Origin of the sequence: Ochrobactrum sp. 19YEA23 (assembly GCF_029909865.1) — a bacterium.
In the GTDB taxonomy this organism is placed as follows: Bacteria; Pseudomonadota; Alphaproteobacteria; order Rhizobiales; family Rhizobiaceae; genus Brucella; species Brucella gambitense.
On record NZ_JASAMQ010000011.1, the window covers coordinates 108,376 to 124,182 of the forward strand.

The following is a 15,807-nucleotide window of genomic DNA, read 5'->3' on the forward strand; positions in this document are numbered from 1 at the left end:
TGCCGCAGAGCAGCATCTAATCCCTCCGCCGGTGCAAACCGGATCAGGTTCAGCGGGTTGGTTTTTGGAAAAACCTCTCAGCCATTCATGGGAACAAATGGCACCCCGTTAGAGCGTTGCGACATTAATATGTCAGGCCATAAAGGGCAAGAGAGGCAAAACCGATGCAAACTGGGACAAAGCGGACTTCCAGCTGCGATTTGCCCATGATATGAGCGGCTTATGAGCACATTCGTCATCCTTCTCGGCGGCGACCTCGTCGTAACCGAACGGCTGCGGCAGCAGATTGTCGGAGCGCGTATTCTTGCAGCCGATGGCGGTATTCGTCATGCAGCCGCTCTGGGCGTCGAGCCGGAACTGTGGCTCGGCGATTTCGATTCCACGCCGCAAGCCTTGCTCGAGCAATATGCCCATGTGCCGCAAAAGACATTTCCCCGCGCCAAGGATATGACGGACGGCGAACTGGCTTTCGAGGAAGCCTTTGCCCGTGGCGCGACACGCGCCATTTTGTGCGGTGCTTTCGGCGGCCAGCGTACCGATCATACGCTGCTGCATCTCACAATGGCGACAGCGCAGGCAAACAAAGGGCGGAATGTTCTTCTGTCCAGTGGTGTGGAAGAAGCCTGGCCGGTGACGGCTGGCGAGTTTACCTATGATTTCCCGGAAGGCACGCTGTTCAGCGTCATCAGTTTCACCTCTGTGGAGGGGCTTTCAATCACAAATGCGGAGTGGCCGTTAGACAACGTGACCCTTCCTTTTGGTTCTTCGTGGACAGTTTCCAATATAGTGCGTGGAACACTTCGCATTACTGTGCGTTCTGGCTTAGCGATACTTGTTGCAAACTTAAATTCGGAGCATGCAGACGGGGCATCGCTAACCTTACCGATTGAAAAGGCTTGACGCTTGACAGCGAAACGTATTTCAAATGCGTAAGCGGGTTTATTAGTTAGCGCCGAAATTGGGGACGCAAAATCGGCACCTGAAGTGTCAACTTTGACAGGAGATTGTTTGATGAAGTCACGTCTTTCCATGATTGCGGTTGCCGGGGTGCTCGCATTGTCGACAGCAGCATGCACGACCAACGAACAGCGCACGGCTGGTTACGGTGTTGGCGGCGCAGCAATTGGTGCTCTCGCCGGTGGTGCAATCGGCGGTAACGGCCGTGGCGCTCTCACGGGTGCTGCTATCGGTGCTGTTGCCGGTACGCTGGTTGGCGCTGCCCAGACGCGTAATGGCGTGCAGTACTGCCGCTATCGCGATAATTACGGCCGCGTCTACGAAGCACGCTGCCAGTAAGCTTGAAGCTTAAAATCGTATGACGGACAGGCCGGGGAAACCCGGCCTGTTTGTTTTTCGTGCCTCTTTCCTATCGATCCATTTGACAGAACGGCTTTTGTCGCGGACAAGCAGGGCGGAATTTCAAAGCACATCCCGAGAACCGCCCAGAAAGCCTCAGAAGACACCATGGCACCACCGCTCCTTCGCCTAGACCAGATCAAGCTCACCTTCGGCGGTACGCCTCTTCTGGAGGATGCGAGCCTTTCGGTGAGCGAGGGCGACCGCATCGCGCTGGTCGGGCGCAATGGTTCCGGCAAGTCCACGCTTCTGAAGATTGCCGCCGGCATGGTCGAGCCGACTTCGGGCGAAGTGTTCAAGCATCCGGGCGCGACCGTTCGCTATCTGCCGCAGGTGCCGGACATGGACGGTTTTGCCAGCGTGCGCGCCTATGTTGAAGCCGGGCTCGGACCGACCGACGATCCGCATCGCGTGACCTATCTTCTGGAGCATCTGGGCCTGACCGGCGAAGAAAATCCGGATTATCTTTCGGGCGGTGAAGCACGCCGCGCAGCGCTGGCGCGTGTGATCGCGCCGCAGCCCGATGTGCTTTTGCTGGACGAGCCGACCAACCATCTCGATCTGACGACCATCGAATGGCTGGAAGGCGAATTGCGCCAGATCCGCTCGGCCATCGTGCTGATCTCGCATGACCGTCGCTTTCTGGAAAATGTCAGCCGCGCGACCGTCTGGCTCGACCGTGGCATCACACGCCGTCTGGAGCAGGGTTTCGGCCATTTCGAGGAATGGCGCGACAAGGTTCTGGAAGAAGAAGAGCGCGATCATCACAAGCTTGGCCGCCAGATTGCCCGCGAGGAGCATTGGCTGCGCTATGGCGTTACGGCGCGCCGCAAGCGCAATATGCGCCGCCTCGGCGAATTGCATTCCATGCGTGCGGATTTCCGCAATCACCGTAAGGCGCAAGGTTCGGCGGTTCTGACGGCCAGCGATTCCAAGGAATCCGGCAAGCTGGTGGTCGAAGCCAAGGGGCTCAACAAGGCCTATGGCGACCGCGTACTGGTCAAGGATTTCTCGACACGCGTGCAGCGTGGCGACCGGATCGGTCTGGTCGGCCCGAACGGTGCGGGAAAAACCACACTGCTCTCGCTCCTGACCGACAAGCTGGCGCCAGATTCCGGCACGCTTCGGCTGGGCGTCAATCTGGAAATGGCCGAGCTTGACCAGAAGCGTGACAGCCTCAATCTGGATGAGACGCTGTCGCATTATCTGACCGATGGGCGCGGGGAAAACCTCGTCATCAATGGCGAGCAGCGCCATGTTGTTTCCTATATGAAGGACTTTCTATTCCAGCCGGAACAGGCCCGCACGCCGATCCGCGAGCTTTCCGGTGGCGAAAGGGCGCGTCTGATGCTGGCCCGTGTGCTAGCTCGCCCTGCCAACCTGCTGATCCTCGACGAACCGACCAACGATCTCGATATGGAGACGCTGGATCTGTTGCAGGAACTGGTCGCAGGTTTTCCGGGCACCGTCATTCTGGTCAGCCATGATCGCGATTTTCTCGACCGGACGGTGACGTCCGTGATTGCGCCGGAAGGCGATGGACGCTGGCTGGAATATGCGGGCGGCTATGCCGACATGATGGCGCAGCGCAAGGAACAGGCGCTGGAGCGTCGCAACGTCAAGACGGCGAACGCCCGCGCTGGTGATAAGGGCGGCGATAGCAGCGAGGAGGCTTCGCAGCCGAAGCGTGAGGAAAAGCGCAAGCTCTCCTTCAAGCAGAAATTCGCGCTGGAAACGCTGCCGGGCAAGATGGACGCTCTGGGCAAGGAAATCACCGTCCTTGAAGGCAAGCTTGCCGATCCGCAGCTCTATGCCAAGGACCCGACGCTTTTTGCCAAGACCGCCGATCTTCTGGAAAAGAAGCGCAGCGAGAACGCCGCCATGGAAGAAGAATGGCTGGAACTCGAAATGCTGCGGGAAGAGATTGAGGGATAAACGAACCCGCCGATATCTCGGCGGGTTTCAGTTGATTTAGGCGCTTGCCTTGTTGAGCAAAGCAATATCGCTGTCACGAAGCTTCAGCTCGGCGGCAGTGATCAGTTCTCCCAATTGGGTCAGGCGCGTGGCGCTGGCAATCGGAGCGGTGATTGACGGGTGCGCGATCAGCCAGGCAATGGCCACCTGTGCCTGCGTGGCGTCGACATTGCGAGCCACTTCGTCCAGCGCGGCAATGATCCGCGAACCGCGATCCGTCAGATATTTCTCAACCGACTTGCCACGGGCGCTCTGACCAAGATCATCGGCAGAGCGATACTTGCCGGTCAGGAAACCTGCCGCCAGTGCGTAATAGGGAATGACGCCAATCTCATTGTCGCGGCAGATTGCTTCCAGCCCGTCCTCGAAACCCGACCGGTCATAAAGATTATAAAGCGGCTGCAAGGTTTCGTAGCGCGGGAGGTTGTGTTTCTTCGCAACATCCAGCGCTTCCGTCAGCCGTTCCGGCGTCAGGTTGGAAGCGCCGATAGCGCGCACTTTCCCGGCGTCGATCAGCTCTTTATAGGTGCCGAGCGTGTCTTCGAACGGTGTTTCGGGATCATCCCAATGCGACTGATAGAGATCGATATAGTCGGTTTGCAGCCGCTTGAGAGAGGCGTCGACGGCTTTGCGGATATAAGCGGGAGAAAGGCCTTTTTCGTCAGGCCCCATTTCCGAGCCCACCTTGGTCGCGATAACCACCTTGTCGCGCAGGCCGCGGGATTTCAGCCAGTTGCCGATGATGGTTTCGGATTCGCCGCCGACATTGCCGTTGGCCCAGGCGGAATAGACATCTGCGGTGTCGATGAAATTCAGGCCTGCATCGACAAAACGGTCGAGCAGCGAAAACGAAGTCGCTTCATCGACCGTCCATCCAAATACGTTCCCGCCGAAGCAGAGCGGCGAGACTTTTAGTTCGGTACGTCCGAGCTTCTTAAACTCCATGGACCCAATCCCCTTCCTCTGAATACGAATCAGGCTTGATCCGCCGGGTTCCGATTTCAGGAAGAAGGGGTAAAAGCTCCGGGAAGAGCTTTCGGTCAGCCCATGCCAAGCGCGTCCATATAGAGCTGGAGCATCGCTTCTTCTTCCTGACGTTCATGGTCTTCTTTTTTACGCAGACGAATAATGGTCCTCACGACCTTGCTGTCAAACCCCGAACCCTTCAATTCCGCGTAAACTTCCTTGATATCGTCCGCGATGGTCTTTTTTTCTTCTTCGAGGCGCTCGATGCGTTCGATGAAGGCACGCAACTGGCCGACGGCAATGGTTTGGGCTTCGCTGGTAATGTCGTCGCTCACGCGGTTTCTCCAATTCTTGTCTATGATGGATGCGAATGGCGCAGATGCACGATTTCGCATGTCTGAAACTCTGGACCGGTTTTCCCGCGAGTCGCGGGCAAAATTAAGAGCCTTTTCGATGCGCGGCACGATTTATGGGGTCAAACCCTGTGGAACATTGTGGAACACTGTGGAAAAGCGGCGTTTCACGCCACTGCGCCAGTGCGCGAGCCGAAGTGCCGGACGTCATGAATGCCTTCGAGCGTGTTGATCTGTCGCAGCATCGGGGCAAGCCGCTCCGCCCATTCCGCCGCTCCGGCCTCATCGGCAATCAGGTCCTGCCGCACTTCGATCAGCACATGGGCAAAGCCCTTGGCCGTGGCATGACGATACATGGCGTCGTTGCGCAGCGCGCCGTCATAAGGCTCGTTGTCACCAACCACCAGACCCGGTTCGGCACGCAATAGAGAGAGAAGCGGAACGGTGGCGCGGTCATCCTTGTCCCAGAGCAGGCCGATATGCCAGGGGCGAGCCTTATCCTTCCAGCGCGGGGTGAATGAATGGATCGAAACGATGAAAGGCGCATGGCCGCTCTCGCTTGCGACGCGGGCGCTCATTTCTGTCACCGCATCATGATAGGGGCGATAAAAACGCGTCAGCCGATCTTCGCGCTCGCCTGCCGACATCGGATAATTGCCGGTGATAACCGCGCCATCCGATAGCTGCATGATGAGCGTCGGGTCGTCCTCGCCGCGATTGGGATCGATCAGCAGGCGGGAGAAACCACCCAGCACCGCAGGCGCTCCAAGTCGGGCGGCCAGTTCCCGCGTCAGGGCTTCGACACCGATGTCATAAGCAATATGACGGTCGAATTCGCTTTCTTCCAGACCCAAACTACCGTATTCGGCAGGCACGTCGCGCCGTGCATGGTCGGCGGTCAGAAGCAGGCCGAGGCGAAAATCGCCTTCAACCCTGTAAACAGGCGAGAACGAAGTGACTGACGGTTTGGCGAACGACACGGATTGAATTCCCAGGAACAATTCGGGATTGATTTTCATCGGGCGCGGGAAGCTGTTTCAGGTCTGTCATGAGAAAGCCGGGATTGCAACGATCATTCTTTCGTCATGTTCTTTCTTCTCGGTGGGACTGCGTTGACATCACCGGCGAAACTGCCGAAAAGAGAGCGACCGAAATGGGATTTCCAGACGTGAAACAAAAGCGATTGCGGGCTGAAGGGGTTCGGCGGATGCGACTTCCACACTTCCTAGCTGTATTTTCCGCTGTGTTGCTTGGCGCACTCGGCATGACATCTGTGGAGGCGCGTGCCGATTTCCGCGTATGTAATTCGACGCAGAATCTTGTTGGCGTCGCCATCGGTTACCGGGCCAAGACGGGCTGGGTAACGGAAGGCTGGTGGCATATCGAAGGCTCGACCTGCAAAACGCTGATCGAAGGCCCGCTGACTTCGCGCTATTATTACCTCTATGCTGAGGACGCCCAGGGCGACGGCCGCTGGCAGGGCAATGTGAATATGTGCGTCGCGGAAAAGGAATTCCGCATTTCTGGCGTACAGGATTGCTTTGCGCGCGGCTTCCAGCGCAACGGCTTCCAGGAATATGATACCGGGGAACAGTCGAGCTGGATGGTTCAGCTTGCAGACGAAACACCGCCGGAAACCCCCACTGTTACAGGAACGAATAGTCAATGAAGCGCAACCGCAAGGTCAAGATTCTCGCAACGCTGGGTCCGGCGTCTGGCGAGGAAGCCGTCATCCGCAAGCTCTTTGAAGCCGGTGCCGATGTTTTCCGCATCAATATGAGCCATGCCGACCATGACCTGATGCGCACCCTCGTGAAGCGCATCCGCAATGTGGAAAAGGCTGTTGGCCGCCCGATCGGCATTCTCGCCGACCTTCAGGGCCCGAAGCTGCGCGTCGGCAAGTTCAAGGACGGAAAGGTCGATCTCGTTCCCGGCCAGACCTTCACGCTCGACAATAACGAAGCGCCCGGCGACGAAACCCGCGTTTTCCTCCCGCATCCGGAAATTCTGGAAGCGGTCGAGCCGGGTCACCGCCTTCTCATCGATGACGGCAAGCTGCATCTGGTCGCGGAAGCAACCGACGGCAAGTACATCCGCTGCAAGGTCATTTCCGGCACCCGCATTTCCGACCGCAAGGGCGTCAGCCTGCCGGACACGACGCTCGGTGTCGGCGCGCTGACCGAGAAGGACCGCAAGGACCTTGATGCTGTTCTGAAGGAAGAAATCGACTGGGTTGCGTTGTCCTTCATCCAACGCCCGGAAGATCTGGCCGAAGTGCGCAAGGTTTCGCGCGGCAAGGTCGGTATCATGTCGAAGATCGAAAAGCCGCAGGCTGTCACGCGTCTTGATGAGATCATCGAGCTTTCCGACGCGCTGATGGTTGCCCGTGGCGATCTCGGTGTTGAAATGCCGCTCGAAAGCGTTCCCGGCATTCAAAAGCAGATCACCCGCCGCGCGCGCCGCGCTGGCAAGCCGGTCGTTGTCGCGACGCAGATGCTCGAATCCATGATCACTGCGCCGGTGCCAACCCGCGCCGAAGTATCGGATGTTGCAACGGCCGTGTTCGAAGGCGCGGATGCCATCATGCTTTCGGCTGAATCGGCATCGGGCCAGTATCCGGTCGAAGCAGTCGCCACCATGAACCGCATTGCCGAGCAGGTTGAGCAGGAACAGACCTATTCGACCATCATCGATGCGCAGCGTGCAGCACCTGAGCCGACCGGCGCCGATGCGATTTCGCTCGCAGCCCGCCAGATCGCCGAAACGCTGAAGCTGTCGGCCATCGTGACTTACACGGCTTCCGGCACAACCGGTCTGCGTGCCGCTCGCGAGCGTCCGCGTACGCCAATCATCGCGCTGTCGCCCGTCGTCGATACCGCCCGCAAGCTGTCACTCGTCTGGGGCCTGCATTGCGTCGTGACCGCCGATGCCCATGATCTGGAAGATATGGTTGATCACGCCTGCCAGATCGTCTTCGAAGAAGAATTCGGTAAAGCCGGTTCGCGCATCATCATCACCGCCGGTGTGCCTTTCGGTACGCCAGGTGCGACCAACATGCTGCGCATCGCCTATATAGGTGCCGACGGCAAGTCCGGCGTCTAAACTGGCGATATTCGGGCTCTGGTGGCCTGCAAATGGCACGTCTTTGAGCTTCCGGTGCTCATGTACCTTTAAGTACATTCCGCTCCGGGTCTCAAAGCCCTACCATTTTCGGCACACCATCATCCCGAATCTCATCCAGTTTCGGGTGCTCATCCGCATAAGTTTGAAAAACGCGCTCCTTTCGGGGCGCGTTTTGCTTTGTGGGATTGGTTTGTTTGGAGATTAAGTTCGCGTGTCGGCCAGCTCGTCGGCGAGATCGTTGAAACTCTTCTGGGCGTCGCGCATCATCGGATAAACGATCAGCGCCTGCTCATATGCCTTCATGGCCTGCTCCTTGAGGCCACGGACGCGTAGAATCGCCGCCATGCCCGTCAAGGCGCCGTAATGGCGTGGCTCCAGCTCAAGCGTACGATTGATGTCGTACATGGCGTGGGCATAGTCTTTTTGCAGGAAATAGACGGTCGCACGGCGATTCCATGCTTCAGCATAATCCGGATTGAGAGCGATGGCTTCATTCAGGAAATCAAGCGCCGACGCATAGCGACGTTCGAGCAGGGCCGCATTGGCCCATTGCACCAGAAGGTCAATCGTGGCGCTGCCGGATTGCGACCAGAGCGTATTGATCTGCGAGGCGATGCGCCGTGCCTTGGCCTCGTCCGTTGTTCTGCGCAATTCCGCAAACAGCTTGTCGAGGCGCTCTTCCGGCGTCTGGGGTTCAGAGGCTTTGGCTGGGGCAGGTTGCGCTGAATCTGGCTTCTGCTCGCTGTCTGCGCCAATTTGCACGGGCGTGAGCGGAGCGATCAACGGAGAATTCAGCGGCGTCTTATCGGGCGTCATCTCGGCGCGTGCGCCGTCGACGGCCAATGTCACCGCACTGAATGCGGCAACTGTCGCAAAGATCTTCAGACATGCAAAAACGTTCCGCATATGCATAGATTTCCCTATGCACGGCGGAACGTCAAATGCAAAATCAAAAATAAGATTAGCCCTGACGAGCCTTGTAGCGCGGAGCAGTCTTATTGATGATGTAAACGCGGCCCTTGCGGCGGACCAGCTGGCAGTCGCGATGACGGCCCTTAAGCGCTTTAAGCGAGTTCTTGATCTTCATGTCAATCACCGGTCTGGTTGGCCCATCGACATGAACACGCCGCCGGGCTTCATAAAAACAGCGCCCAAGGCGCCAATTGATTACAGACACGGTATATGTGCCTGAAGGGTTGGCCGAAATACACAAGGTTTCGGGTAAATGTCAACTCCTGCGCGGCAGATTCACGGGTGAGGGGCCGAAAATCTTGTCGCAGACAGCGGAGTCATCGGGAATCGTCAAGATTCCCGACAAAGCTTAGCTGGCGCGGGGCTTGATATGAGTCACATGCCCCATTTTCCGGCCTTCACGGGCTTCCTTTTTGCCGTAGAGATGCAGCACGGCGTTGGGTTCTGAGAGAATCGCTGGTACCTTGTCGACATCGTTGCCGATCAGGTTTTCCATCACGCAATCGGAATGCCGGTCCGTATTGCCAAGCGGCAGTCCGGCAACGGCGCGGATATGCTGTTCGAACTGCGAGATCGCGCAGGCGGCTTCCGTCCAGTGGCCGGAATTGTGCACGCGCGGCGCAAATTCATTGGCCAGCAGCGAGCCATCCTTCAAGACGAAGAATTCAAGCCCCAGGACGCCGACATAATCCAGCGCATGCAAAAGCTTCTCTGCGGCCTGTCGCGCAGCATCAGCCGTCTGTGCGGTGATCTGGGCAGGAACAGTCGACGTCGCGAGTATGCCGTCATTGTGCACGTTTTCGGCAATGTCGTAGATGGCGACATTGCCGCTGCGGTCGCGTGCGGCGATGACCGAGACTTCACGTTCGAAATCGACAAAACCTTCGAGGATGGCCGGGGCCTTGTTGATGGCGACCAGCGCGACATGGGCCGCAGTTTCGTCCAGCGACGTCAGGCGTACCTGTCCCTTGCCGTCATAGCCGAGGCGGCGTGTCTTGAGGATGCCGCGTTCGCCAAGCGCTCCAAGCGCTGCAATCAGCGTTTCCTCGTCATCGACCAGACGCCAGGGCGCGGTCTCGATGCCGCTTTCGTTGAGGAACTGCTTTTCGTTGAAGCGATCCTGCGAAATTTCAAGCGCTGCCGGAGGCGGCAGCACAATCGCGGTTTCGGCGAGCTTGTCGGCGGCGCTGACCGGCACGTTTTCGAATTCATAGGTGATGACGTCGGAAGCAGCGGCGAGTTCGGCCAGCGCTTTCGGATCGTCATAGGCTGCCACGATCTGGCGGTTTGCAACCTGCGCCGCCGGGCAATCTGCCTGCGGCTCGAGGATGACTGTCTGGAAGCCGAGGCGTGCGGCGGCCATGGCGAGCATGCGGCCCAATTGCCCGCCGCCGATGATGCCGATCGTTGCTCCGGATTGAAGTGCGGACTTTTCCATATCAGACCTCATTGGTAGGACGTTCAGCCACGCTCTCGGTCTGGGCGCTGCGCCATTCATCGAGGCGTGCGGCAAGGGCGTCGTCGTGGAGCGCCAGAACGGCAGCGGCGAGCAGGGCGGCATTGATGGCGCCGGCGCGTCCAATCGCCAGCGTGCCGACGGGGATGCCAGCGGGCATCTGCACGATGGAAAGGAGCGAATCCTGACCCGACATTGTCTTCGACTGGACGGGTACGCCGAAGACGGGCAGGGCCGTCATGGCGGCGGTCATGCCGGGAAGATGCGCCGCACCGCCTGCACCGGCGATCACGACCTTGAAGCCTTCAGCCTTCGCGCCCTTGGCGAAGGCGACCAGCCGGTCCGGCGTGCGGTGAGCGGAAACGATACGGGCGTCAAAGCCGATACCCAGCGCCTCCAGCGTGTCTGCGGCATGGCGCATGGTTTCCCAATCAGACTGGCTGCCCATGATAATGGCGACGTCGGCTGTAACGCTCATTGATCTGTCCTGCTCTGTTTCATGCGTTCGCGGATGAGATGTTGCATGGATAAAAATGATAAAGCCGGGCGAACCCCGGCTTTGCTTTCGATATGAGACGCAATCAGGCGATGATGTCAGGAATGACCTGATCTTCCATTTCCTGAAGCTTGTCCTTGATCGCGAGTTTTTTCTTCTTCATGCGCTGGACGCGCAACTGATCGCAGCCGACAGCGATCATCGCATTGATGGCTGCATCGAAATCCGCGTGTTCCTGTTTCAGACGTGCGACGGCCAACCTGATCTCGGCCTGTTCCTGATCGGACATGCGGAACCCCATTCTGTTGAATAGTTTTACGGGCTGCGTCGAACCTTGGTCAAGGCACGTCACAAGCCCGTTTCGGGCAAGCCCTTATCACATTTTTCACGATTGGAAAATGCTACCACGACAAAATCGACTTTGCACCAAACTCATGCCAAACTGTCATGGTTCTGTCATGGATAGCGGCTGTCGAAGACGACAAATCAAAACCGCGTCCCTGGCAGCCGGGACTGTGTGTTTGGCCCGGATAAACAGGAGGTGTGCCGGGCGTTCATGCAGTAGAGCAAATGGAGCAACAGCACCTGCCATGGAGGTTGGTCTGGCTGTTCCATTATTGTGTGGAAATCAACCAAGGAGAACTGATGATGGCTATCGAGTCCCATCTTGCCACGCTTGAAAAGAAGCACGGCGCTCTGGAGCAGGAAATTTCCGATGCTTTGGCGTCACCGGCAATGGATGATCTTCACGTCGCGTCTCTCAAGCGCAAGAAGCTTATGCTGAAGGACCAGATTGAGAAGCTTAGATCTCAGGTAACGCGTCACTGACGCTAGCGCCGACAAGGCGTACAGATAGGGAAAGCCGCAAAGGCGCTTCAAGCCATTTCATATCAGACGCGGAACAGACCGGCGAAAGCCGGGTGTTGCTGCCCTGATATCGCGTTAAGCATCTCGGCCAGAACGGTCGAATGGCGGTTGGGCTTTTGATGGCTGTATCTGGGGCTGGAGTTGGCGGCTGTGCCTCAGCCGCCAAACATTTTGATTCATATATTTTATCAGCGTATTTTTGGCGCTTTCGCGCTTCTAAAGTATGTCGTGTTCAATCATATTCACGCGACACGCTTTAAGCTTTTGTTTTTCCGCATGTCTTTATCCCGAAACCGGTTTCCACTTTCGGGAGACATGCTTTGGCGATCTGACCTGTCACATCAGCTTTCTGCTTCAGCTCTCGGATCGAGGTTCATCGCTTCTGGCGTTGCGCCGCGTTCGGAAGGCATGCTCTTAAACTGATCCTTTTCTTCTTTCGGCACAGCGGCACGCTGGCGCGAGCGGAACAGCGCGTAGCCGGTAATCGAAATATGCGCGAGCATGGTGATGGCAAAGAGTCCTGACGGCCAGAATATGTCCATCGCAGCAGCCGCCAGAAGCGGGCCGAGCATGGTGCCGAAGCCATAAAGCAGCAGCAGGCCGCTTGAGACCTTCACGAAGCTTTCCGCCGTTGCATGGTCATTGGCATGCGCGACTGCGACCGGATAGAGCGCATAGGCAAGCGCGCCGTAACAGCCGGTCATGACGATGATGACCGGCCCGCTCGACGGCCCGACGAGGAATGCGATCAGGCCGACAAAGGCGGCTAGTGCGGCGACGCCTGCCAGCACAAAACGGCGATCCACCAGATCGGAAATGCGCCCGATGGGGATCTGCATTAAAGCGCCAGCAGCAATGGTCACGCTGACCATCAGGGCGATTTCAGTCGTTGATATGCCGGATTTCGCGCCGAAGACAGCGCCGAGCGTGCCCCATGCGCCATTGGCGATGCCGATCAATATGCAGCCGACGAAGGCGGCGGGTGAATTGCGGTAAAGCGCCTTGAGGTCGAGCTGGACTTCGGTGAGCGGTCGCGGGCTGACGGCTGTGGAAATGGCGGTCGGAATGAGCGCCAGGCAGAAGAGAATACCGCAGATCATAAACAGGTGGTCGGAGTGCACATCGCCGCCTGCAACCAGCATCTGGCCGGTCATGGTCGCCCCGTAATTGACCATCATATAGAGGCCGAAAATCTTGCCGCGCGATTCATTGGTGGCGCGCTCGTTCAGCCAGCTTTCGATGACCATGAAGGCGCCCGCCATCGAGAAACCGGTGAAGGCGCGGAGGATAACCCACATGGTTGCGTCTACGAAGATGCCGGAGAGAAGCGCGATGACTGCCGCGGATGCGGCGAAGCAGCCAAAGGCGCGCACATGGCCGACACGGCGTACAAGGCGCGGGGCGAAAAGACAGCCCGCCACGAAACCGCCTGCCCAGGTGGTGCCCAGCATGCCGAGCGATGTGACGGAAAAGCCTTCGGCGCCACCACGCAAGGGCAGGAGCAACCCGTGTAAACCCGATGCCATCAGGAGAAAGGCTGTGCCACAGAGAAGGGACAGGACCTGAATGTAAACGCGCAAAACGACTTCCTATGTGATTGCCCCGCATCGATGCCGGGGATTTACGGAAGCCGCTGGCATGGCTTCCATTGGCATTTTCAGCGAAACAAAGCCTCTGCCGCAGCGCGGCTGTCGCCTTTTTTCAGTCTCTGGGTTTTGAGACGCTCGATTTCCGATTGCAACAAGACAATGCGCTGATCGATCTCTGCGACCGAAAGCAGCGACAGTTCATCTTCGCTGAGCACCGCGCTGTCACGTGGCTTTATCGCATCTTCTTCGAAACCGCTCATGGCCTTCCTCCGTGGTCAATGATGGCTTAGTCACCGAGAAAAGATTTAACACCTTGAATCTTCGCATATATATTTGGGAAAATCGATTACGATTTCTCTAACGGAATTGCGTGTGTCCCATATCGGACCCAGATCAGACGCTATGTGAGGCATTTCTGCGACGGTGCGAAGCTGTGTAAGGCGCACAAGATTCCGGCTGCGTTCGAACAGGAGTTTTGATGATGATGGCCGATTTACCTTCCCGGATGACTGCAATCGAGATTTCCGAACCGGGTGGCGCACATATGTTGCGCCCCGTTCAGCGGTCCATGCCAGAACCCGGGGAGGGGCAGGTGCTGGTGCGCGTGCGGGCTGCGGGCGTCAATCGCCCCGACGTACTGCAGCGGCAGGGAAGCTATGCGCCGCCGCCCGGCGCATCCGATATTCCGGGGCTGGAAATCGCGGGCGATATTGTGGCTCTCGGTACGGGCGTGAAGCGCTTCAAAAAAGGCGATCAGATCGTGGCGCTGCTGCCCGGCGGCGGCTATGCCGAATATGCAGTGGTGCATGAAACCAACGCACTGCCACTTCCCTCCGGCTATGGCTATATCGAGGCTGCCGCCATCCCGGAGACTTTTTTCACCGTCTGGCACAATGTTTTTCAACGCGGTGGGCTGAAGGAAGGCGAAACCCTGCTTATTCACGGTGGTTCATCGGGTATCGGTACGACCGCCATCCAGTTGGGCAAGGCGTTTGGGGCAAAGGTCATTGTGACCGCCGGTTCGAAGGACAAATGCGATGCCTGTTTGAAACTTGGCGCAGACCGGGCAATCAACTATCGCGATGAGGATTTCGTCACCGCCGTCAAGGACGCGACTGGTGGCAAGGGCGCCGATGTTATTCTCGACATGGTGGGCGGTGATTATGTCGACCGCAATTATAAGGTCGCAGCCGAAGATGGCCGTATCGTGCAGATCGCCTTTTTGAACGGCGCCAAGGCAACCGCCAATTTCGCGCTGCTGATGACCAAGCGTCTGACCCATACCGGATCGACCTTGCGTGCCCGGCCGGTCGAATTCAAGGCCGGTCTCGCGCGTGAGCTGGAGGCCAAGGTCTGGCCGCTTTTGGCTGAGCGCCGCGTTGCGCCGGTCATGGACATGATCTTTTCCCTGAAGGATGCCTGGCGTGCCCATGAGCGCATGGAAGAGGGGCGGCATATCGGGAAGATTGTGCTCGATATAGCCTGACAATTGCGGCTCTGACGGTCTGCAAATGGCGTGGTTCTGCGCTTCCGGTGCTCACGTACCTTCTTGTGACGCATAGTCTTATCCGAAAAGTCTGCAACTTTTCGGGACTATGCTTGGATGTACGCTCCGCTCCGGTTCGCAAACCCCACCATTTTCGGCTCGTCACAGCCACAATCGGGAAATCACGCACAGATTGTTGGGACGGCTTCAGCGCATTCTTGCCCTGCTGCCAAAAAACCTATATATAGGCCGTGATTTCCCGGAAATTGTGGTTTTTTCCACGTCCCGCGCCACCGGAGCGGACGAACAGAAGGATTATATCTAATGGCCACTCAGCTTCTTATGCCGAAGGCAACGGCCGTCTGGCTTGTCGATAATACGGCTCTGTCGTTTGATCAGATTGCAGCCTTTTGCAAACTGCATCCGCTGGAAGTGAAGGCGATTGCCGATGGCGAAGCCTCGCAGGGTATCAAGGGTCTCGATCCGGTCATTACAGGACAGCTTTCGCGCGAGGAAATCGCGAAGGGCGAAAAAGACCAGTACTACCGTCTGAAGCTTGCCGACCCGAAGGTGCGCGTCCCTGAAGCCAAGCGCAAAGGCCCACGCTACACGCCGCTGTCGAAGCGTCAGGACCGTCCGAACGCGATTCTCTGGCTGGTGCGCAATCATCCCGAGCTGAAGGATGCGCAGATTTCGCGCCTGATCGGCACGACCAAGTCGACCATCGAGCAGATCCGCAACCGTTCGCACTGGAATTCGGCCAATCTGACAGCGATGGACCCGGTCACGCTCGGCCTTTGCTCGCAGATTGATCTGGACATCGAAGTCGAACGCGCAGCGCGCAACCGTCCGGCTGCACCGGAATCCGACAGCACGCTGCTGCCAGCTTCCGCAACGGAAAACTTCGATTATCGCGACGAACCGGCTGCAGAAGAAGAACTCGACGCAGACAAGGTTTTCGCAAAGCTCTCGTCCCTCAAGGGCACGAACACCGACGAAGACGAAGAATAATCGTCAGGCATCGGCCTCTCGATATATGTCAGTTAACGCCCGGCTTTATGCCGGGCGTTTTCGTTCATGAGAAGAAAACCTTCGCCTCTGGCGGAGGATTGAAAGAGTTCTACGCGGTATGAAAGAAACCTCCGGCTTGGATCACGAAGTGATCGAAA

The 15,807-nt window shown here is 57.8% G+C and carries 18 protein-coding genes and 1 riboswitch; of the genes, 8 read left to right on the forward strand and 10 right to left on the reverse strand.

All coding sequences use genetic code 11. From position 1 onward, the window contains the following. Positions 1-3: 3 nt before the first annotated feature. Positions 4-118: riboswitch (TPP riboswitch) on the reverse strand. A 104-nt stretch (positions 119-222) separates the two neighbouring features. The 3 genes from QBD01_RS22215 (at position 223) to QBD01_RS22225 (ending at position 3,291) form a co-directional block, all read left to right on the forward strand. Then, the gene (locus QBD01_RS22215; protein WP_280994557.1) at positions 223-900 is read left to right on the forward strand and encodes a thiamine diphosphokinase; all 678 of its coding nucleotides are present in this window, start codon (positions 223-225) and stop codon (positions 898-900) included. 111 nt (positions 901-1,011) lie between these two features. After that, a complete protein-coding gene (locus QBD01_RS22220; RefSeq protein WP_078339519.1) occupies positions 1,012-1,296 on the forward strand; it encodes a glycine zipper domain-containing protein in 285 nt (94 codons plus the stop codon). 168 nt (positions 1,297-1,464) lie between these two features. Continuing rightward, positions 1,465-3,291 carry an ABC-F family ATP-binding cassette domain-containing protein gene (locus QBD01_RS22225; RefSeq protein WP_280994558.1) on the forward strand — a complete coding sequence of 609 codons (1,827 nt, stop codon included), beginning with the start codon at positions 1,465-1,467 and terminating at the stop codon, positions 3,289-3,291. A gap of 36 nt (positions 3,292-3,327) precedes the next feature. On the opposite strand, the gene QBD01_RS22230 is transcribed toward QBD01_RS22225, so the two are convergent. The 3 genes from QBD01_RS22230 to QBD01_RS22240 all read right to left on the reverse strand — a co-directional run bounded on the left by QBD01_RS22230 (position 3,328) and on the right by QBD01_RS22240 (position 5,668). Next, positions 3,328-4,275 (reverse strand): aldo/keto reductase, encoded by a 948-nt coding sequence (locus QBD01_RS22230; RefSeq protein ID WP_138786429.1) that lies wholly within the window; start codon positions 4,273-4,275, stop codon positions 3,328-3,330. A gap of 95 nt (positions 4,276-4,370) precedes the next feature. Next, positions 4,371-4,631 carry a DUF2312 domain-containing protein gene (locus QBD01_RS22235; protein ID WP_061348000.1) on the reverse strand — a complete coding sequence of 87 codons (261 nt, stop codon included), beginning with the start codon at positions 4,629-4,631 and terminating at the stop codon, positions 4,371-4,373. A 185-nt stretch (positions 4,632-4,816) separates the two neighbouring features. Beyond that, on the reverse strand, positions 4,817-5,668 hold the full coding sequence (locus tag QBD01_RS22240) for an N-formylglutamate amidohydrolase (RefSeq protein ID WP_392391465.1): 852 nt from the start codon (positions 5,666-5,668) through the stop codon (positions 4,817-4,819). Between the two features lie 188 nt (positions 5,669-5,856). On the opposite strand from QBD01_RS22240, the gene QBD01_RS22245 reads away from it, so the two are divergent. Both QBD01_RS22245 and pyk read left to right on the forward strand, forming a co-directional pair. Continuing rightward, on the forward strand, positions 5,857-6,318 hold the full coding sequence (locus tag QBD01_RS22245) for a DUF1036 domain-containing protein (RefSeq protein ID WP_078339515.1): 462 nt from the start codon (positions 5,857-5,859) through the stop codon (positions 6,316-6,318). Beyond that, positions 6,315-7,751, forward strand: coding sequence for a pyruvate kinase (pyk, locus tag QBD01_RS22250; protein ID WP_280994560.1), 1,437 nt, complete (start codon positions 6,315-6,317; stop codon positions 7,749-7,751). The genes QBD01_RS22245 and pyk overlap by 4 nt, the downstream gene beginning before the upstream one ends. 222 nt (positions 7,752-7,973) lie before the next feature. On the opposite strand, the gene QBD01_RS22255 is transcribed toward pyk, so the two are convergent. The 5 genes from QBD01_RS22255 to QBD01_RS22275 all read right to left on the reverse strand — a co-directional run bounded on the left by QBD01_RS22255 (position 7,974) and on the right by QBD01_RS22275 (position 10,985). Next, the gene (locus QBD01_RS22255; protein WP_280994570.1) at positions 7,974-8,696 is read right to left on the reverse strand and encodes a tetratricopeptide repeat protein; all 723 of its coding nucleotides are present in this window, start codon (positions 8,694-8,696) and stop codon (positions 7,974-7,976) included. Between the two features lie 37 nt (positions 8,697-8,733). Next, positions 8,734-8,859 carry a type B 50S ribosomal protein L36 gene (gene ykgO, locus QBD01_RS22260; protein ID WP_010661422.1) on the reverse strand — a complete coding sequence of 42 codons (126 nt, stop codon included), beginning with the start codon at positions 8,857-8,859 and terminating at the stop codon, positions 8,734-8,736. Positions 8,860-9,093: 234 nt separating this feature from the next. Beyond that, the gene (locus QBD01_RS22265) at positions 9,094-10,182 is read right to left on the reverse strand and encodes a 5-(carboxyamino)imidazole ribonucleotide synthase (RefSeq protein ID WP_280994561.1); all 1,089 of its coding nucleotides are present in this window, start codon (positions 10,180-10,182) and stop codon (positions 9,094-9,096) included. Position 10,183: 1 nt separating this feature from the next. Then, positions 10,184-10,678, reverse strand: coding sequence for a 5-(carboxyamino)imidazole ribonucleotide mutase (gene purE, locus QBD01_RS22270; protein WP_280994562.1), 495 nt, complete (start codon positions 10,676-10,678; stop codon positions 10,184-10,186). Positions 10,679-10,781: 103 nt separating this feature from the next. Further along, positions 10,782-10,985 carry a YdcH family protein gene (locus tag QBD01_RS22275; RefSeq protein WP_078339590.1) on the reverse strand — a complete coding sequence of 68 codons (204 nt, stop codon included), beginning with the start codon at positions 10,983-10,985 and terminating at the stop codon, positions 10,782-10,784. A gap of 356 nt (positions 10,986-11,341) precedes the next feature. Here QBD01_RS22275 and QBD01_RS22280 point away from each other — a divergent pair, with 356 nt between their 5' ends. Beyond that, positions 11,342-11,524 carry a YdcH family protein gene (locus QBD01_RS22280; protein WP_171058804.1) on the forward strand — a complete coding sequence of 61 codons (183 nt, stop codon included), beginning with the start codon at positions 11,342-11,344 and terminating at the stop codon, positions 11,522-11,524. Between the two features lie 380 nt (positions 11,525-11,904). On the opposite strand, the gene QBD01_RS22285 is transcribed toward QBD01_RS22280, so the two are convergent. Further along, entirely contained in the window at positions 11,905-13,143 is a 1,239-nt protein-coding gene (locus QBD01_RS22285) for an MFS transporter (protein ID WP_280994563.1), read from the reverse strand. A 77-nt stretch (positions 13,144-13,220) separates the two neighbouring features. After that, the gene (locus tag QBD01_RS22290) at positions 13,221-13,412 is read right to left on the reverse strand and encodes a DUF1192 domain-containing protein (protein WP_078339509.1); all 192 of its coding nucleotides are present in this window, start codon (positions 13,410-13,412) and stop codon (positions 13,221-13,223) included. Positions 13,413-13,633: 221 nt separating this feature from the next. Here QBD01_RS22290 and QBD01_RS22295 point away from each other — a divergent pair, with 221 nt between their 5' ends. Both QBD01_RS22295 and QBD01_RS22300 read left to right on the forward strand, forming a co-directional pair. After that, positions 13,634-14,638 (forward strand): NAD(P)H-quinone oxidoreductase, encoded by a 1,005-nt coding sequence (locus tag QBD01_RS22295; RefSeq protein WP_280994571.1) that lies wholly within the window; start codon positions 13,634-13,636, stop codon positions 14,636-14,638. A gap of 324 nt (positions 14,639-14,962) precedes the next feature. Beyond that, positions 14,963-15,649, forward strand: coding sequence for a DUF1013 domain-containing protein (locus tag QBD01_RS22300; protein WP_078339508.1), 687 nt, complete (start codon positions 14,963-14,965; stop codon positions 15,647-15,649). Positions 15,650-15,807: the final 158 nt, after the last annotated feature.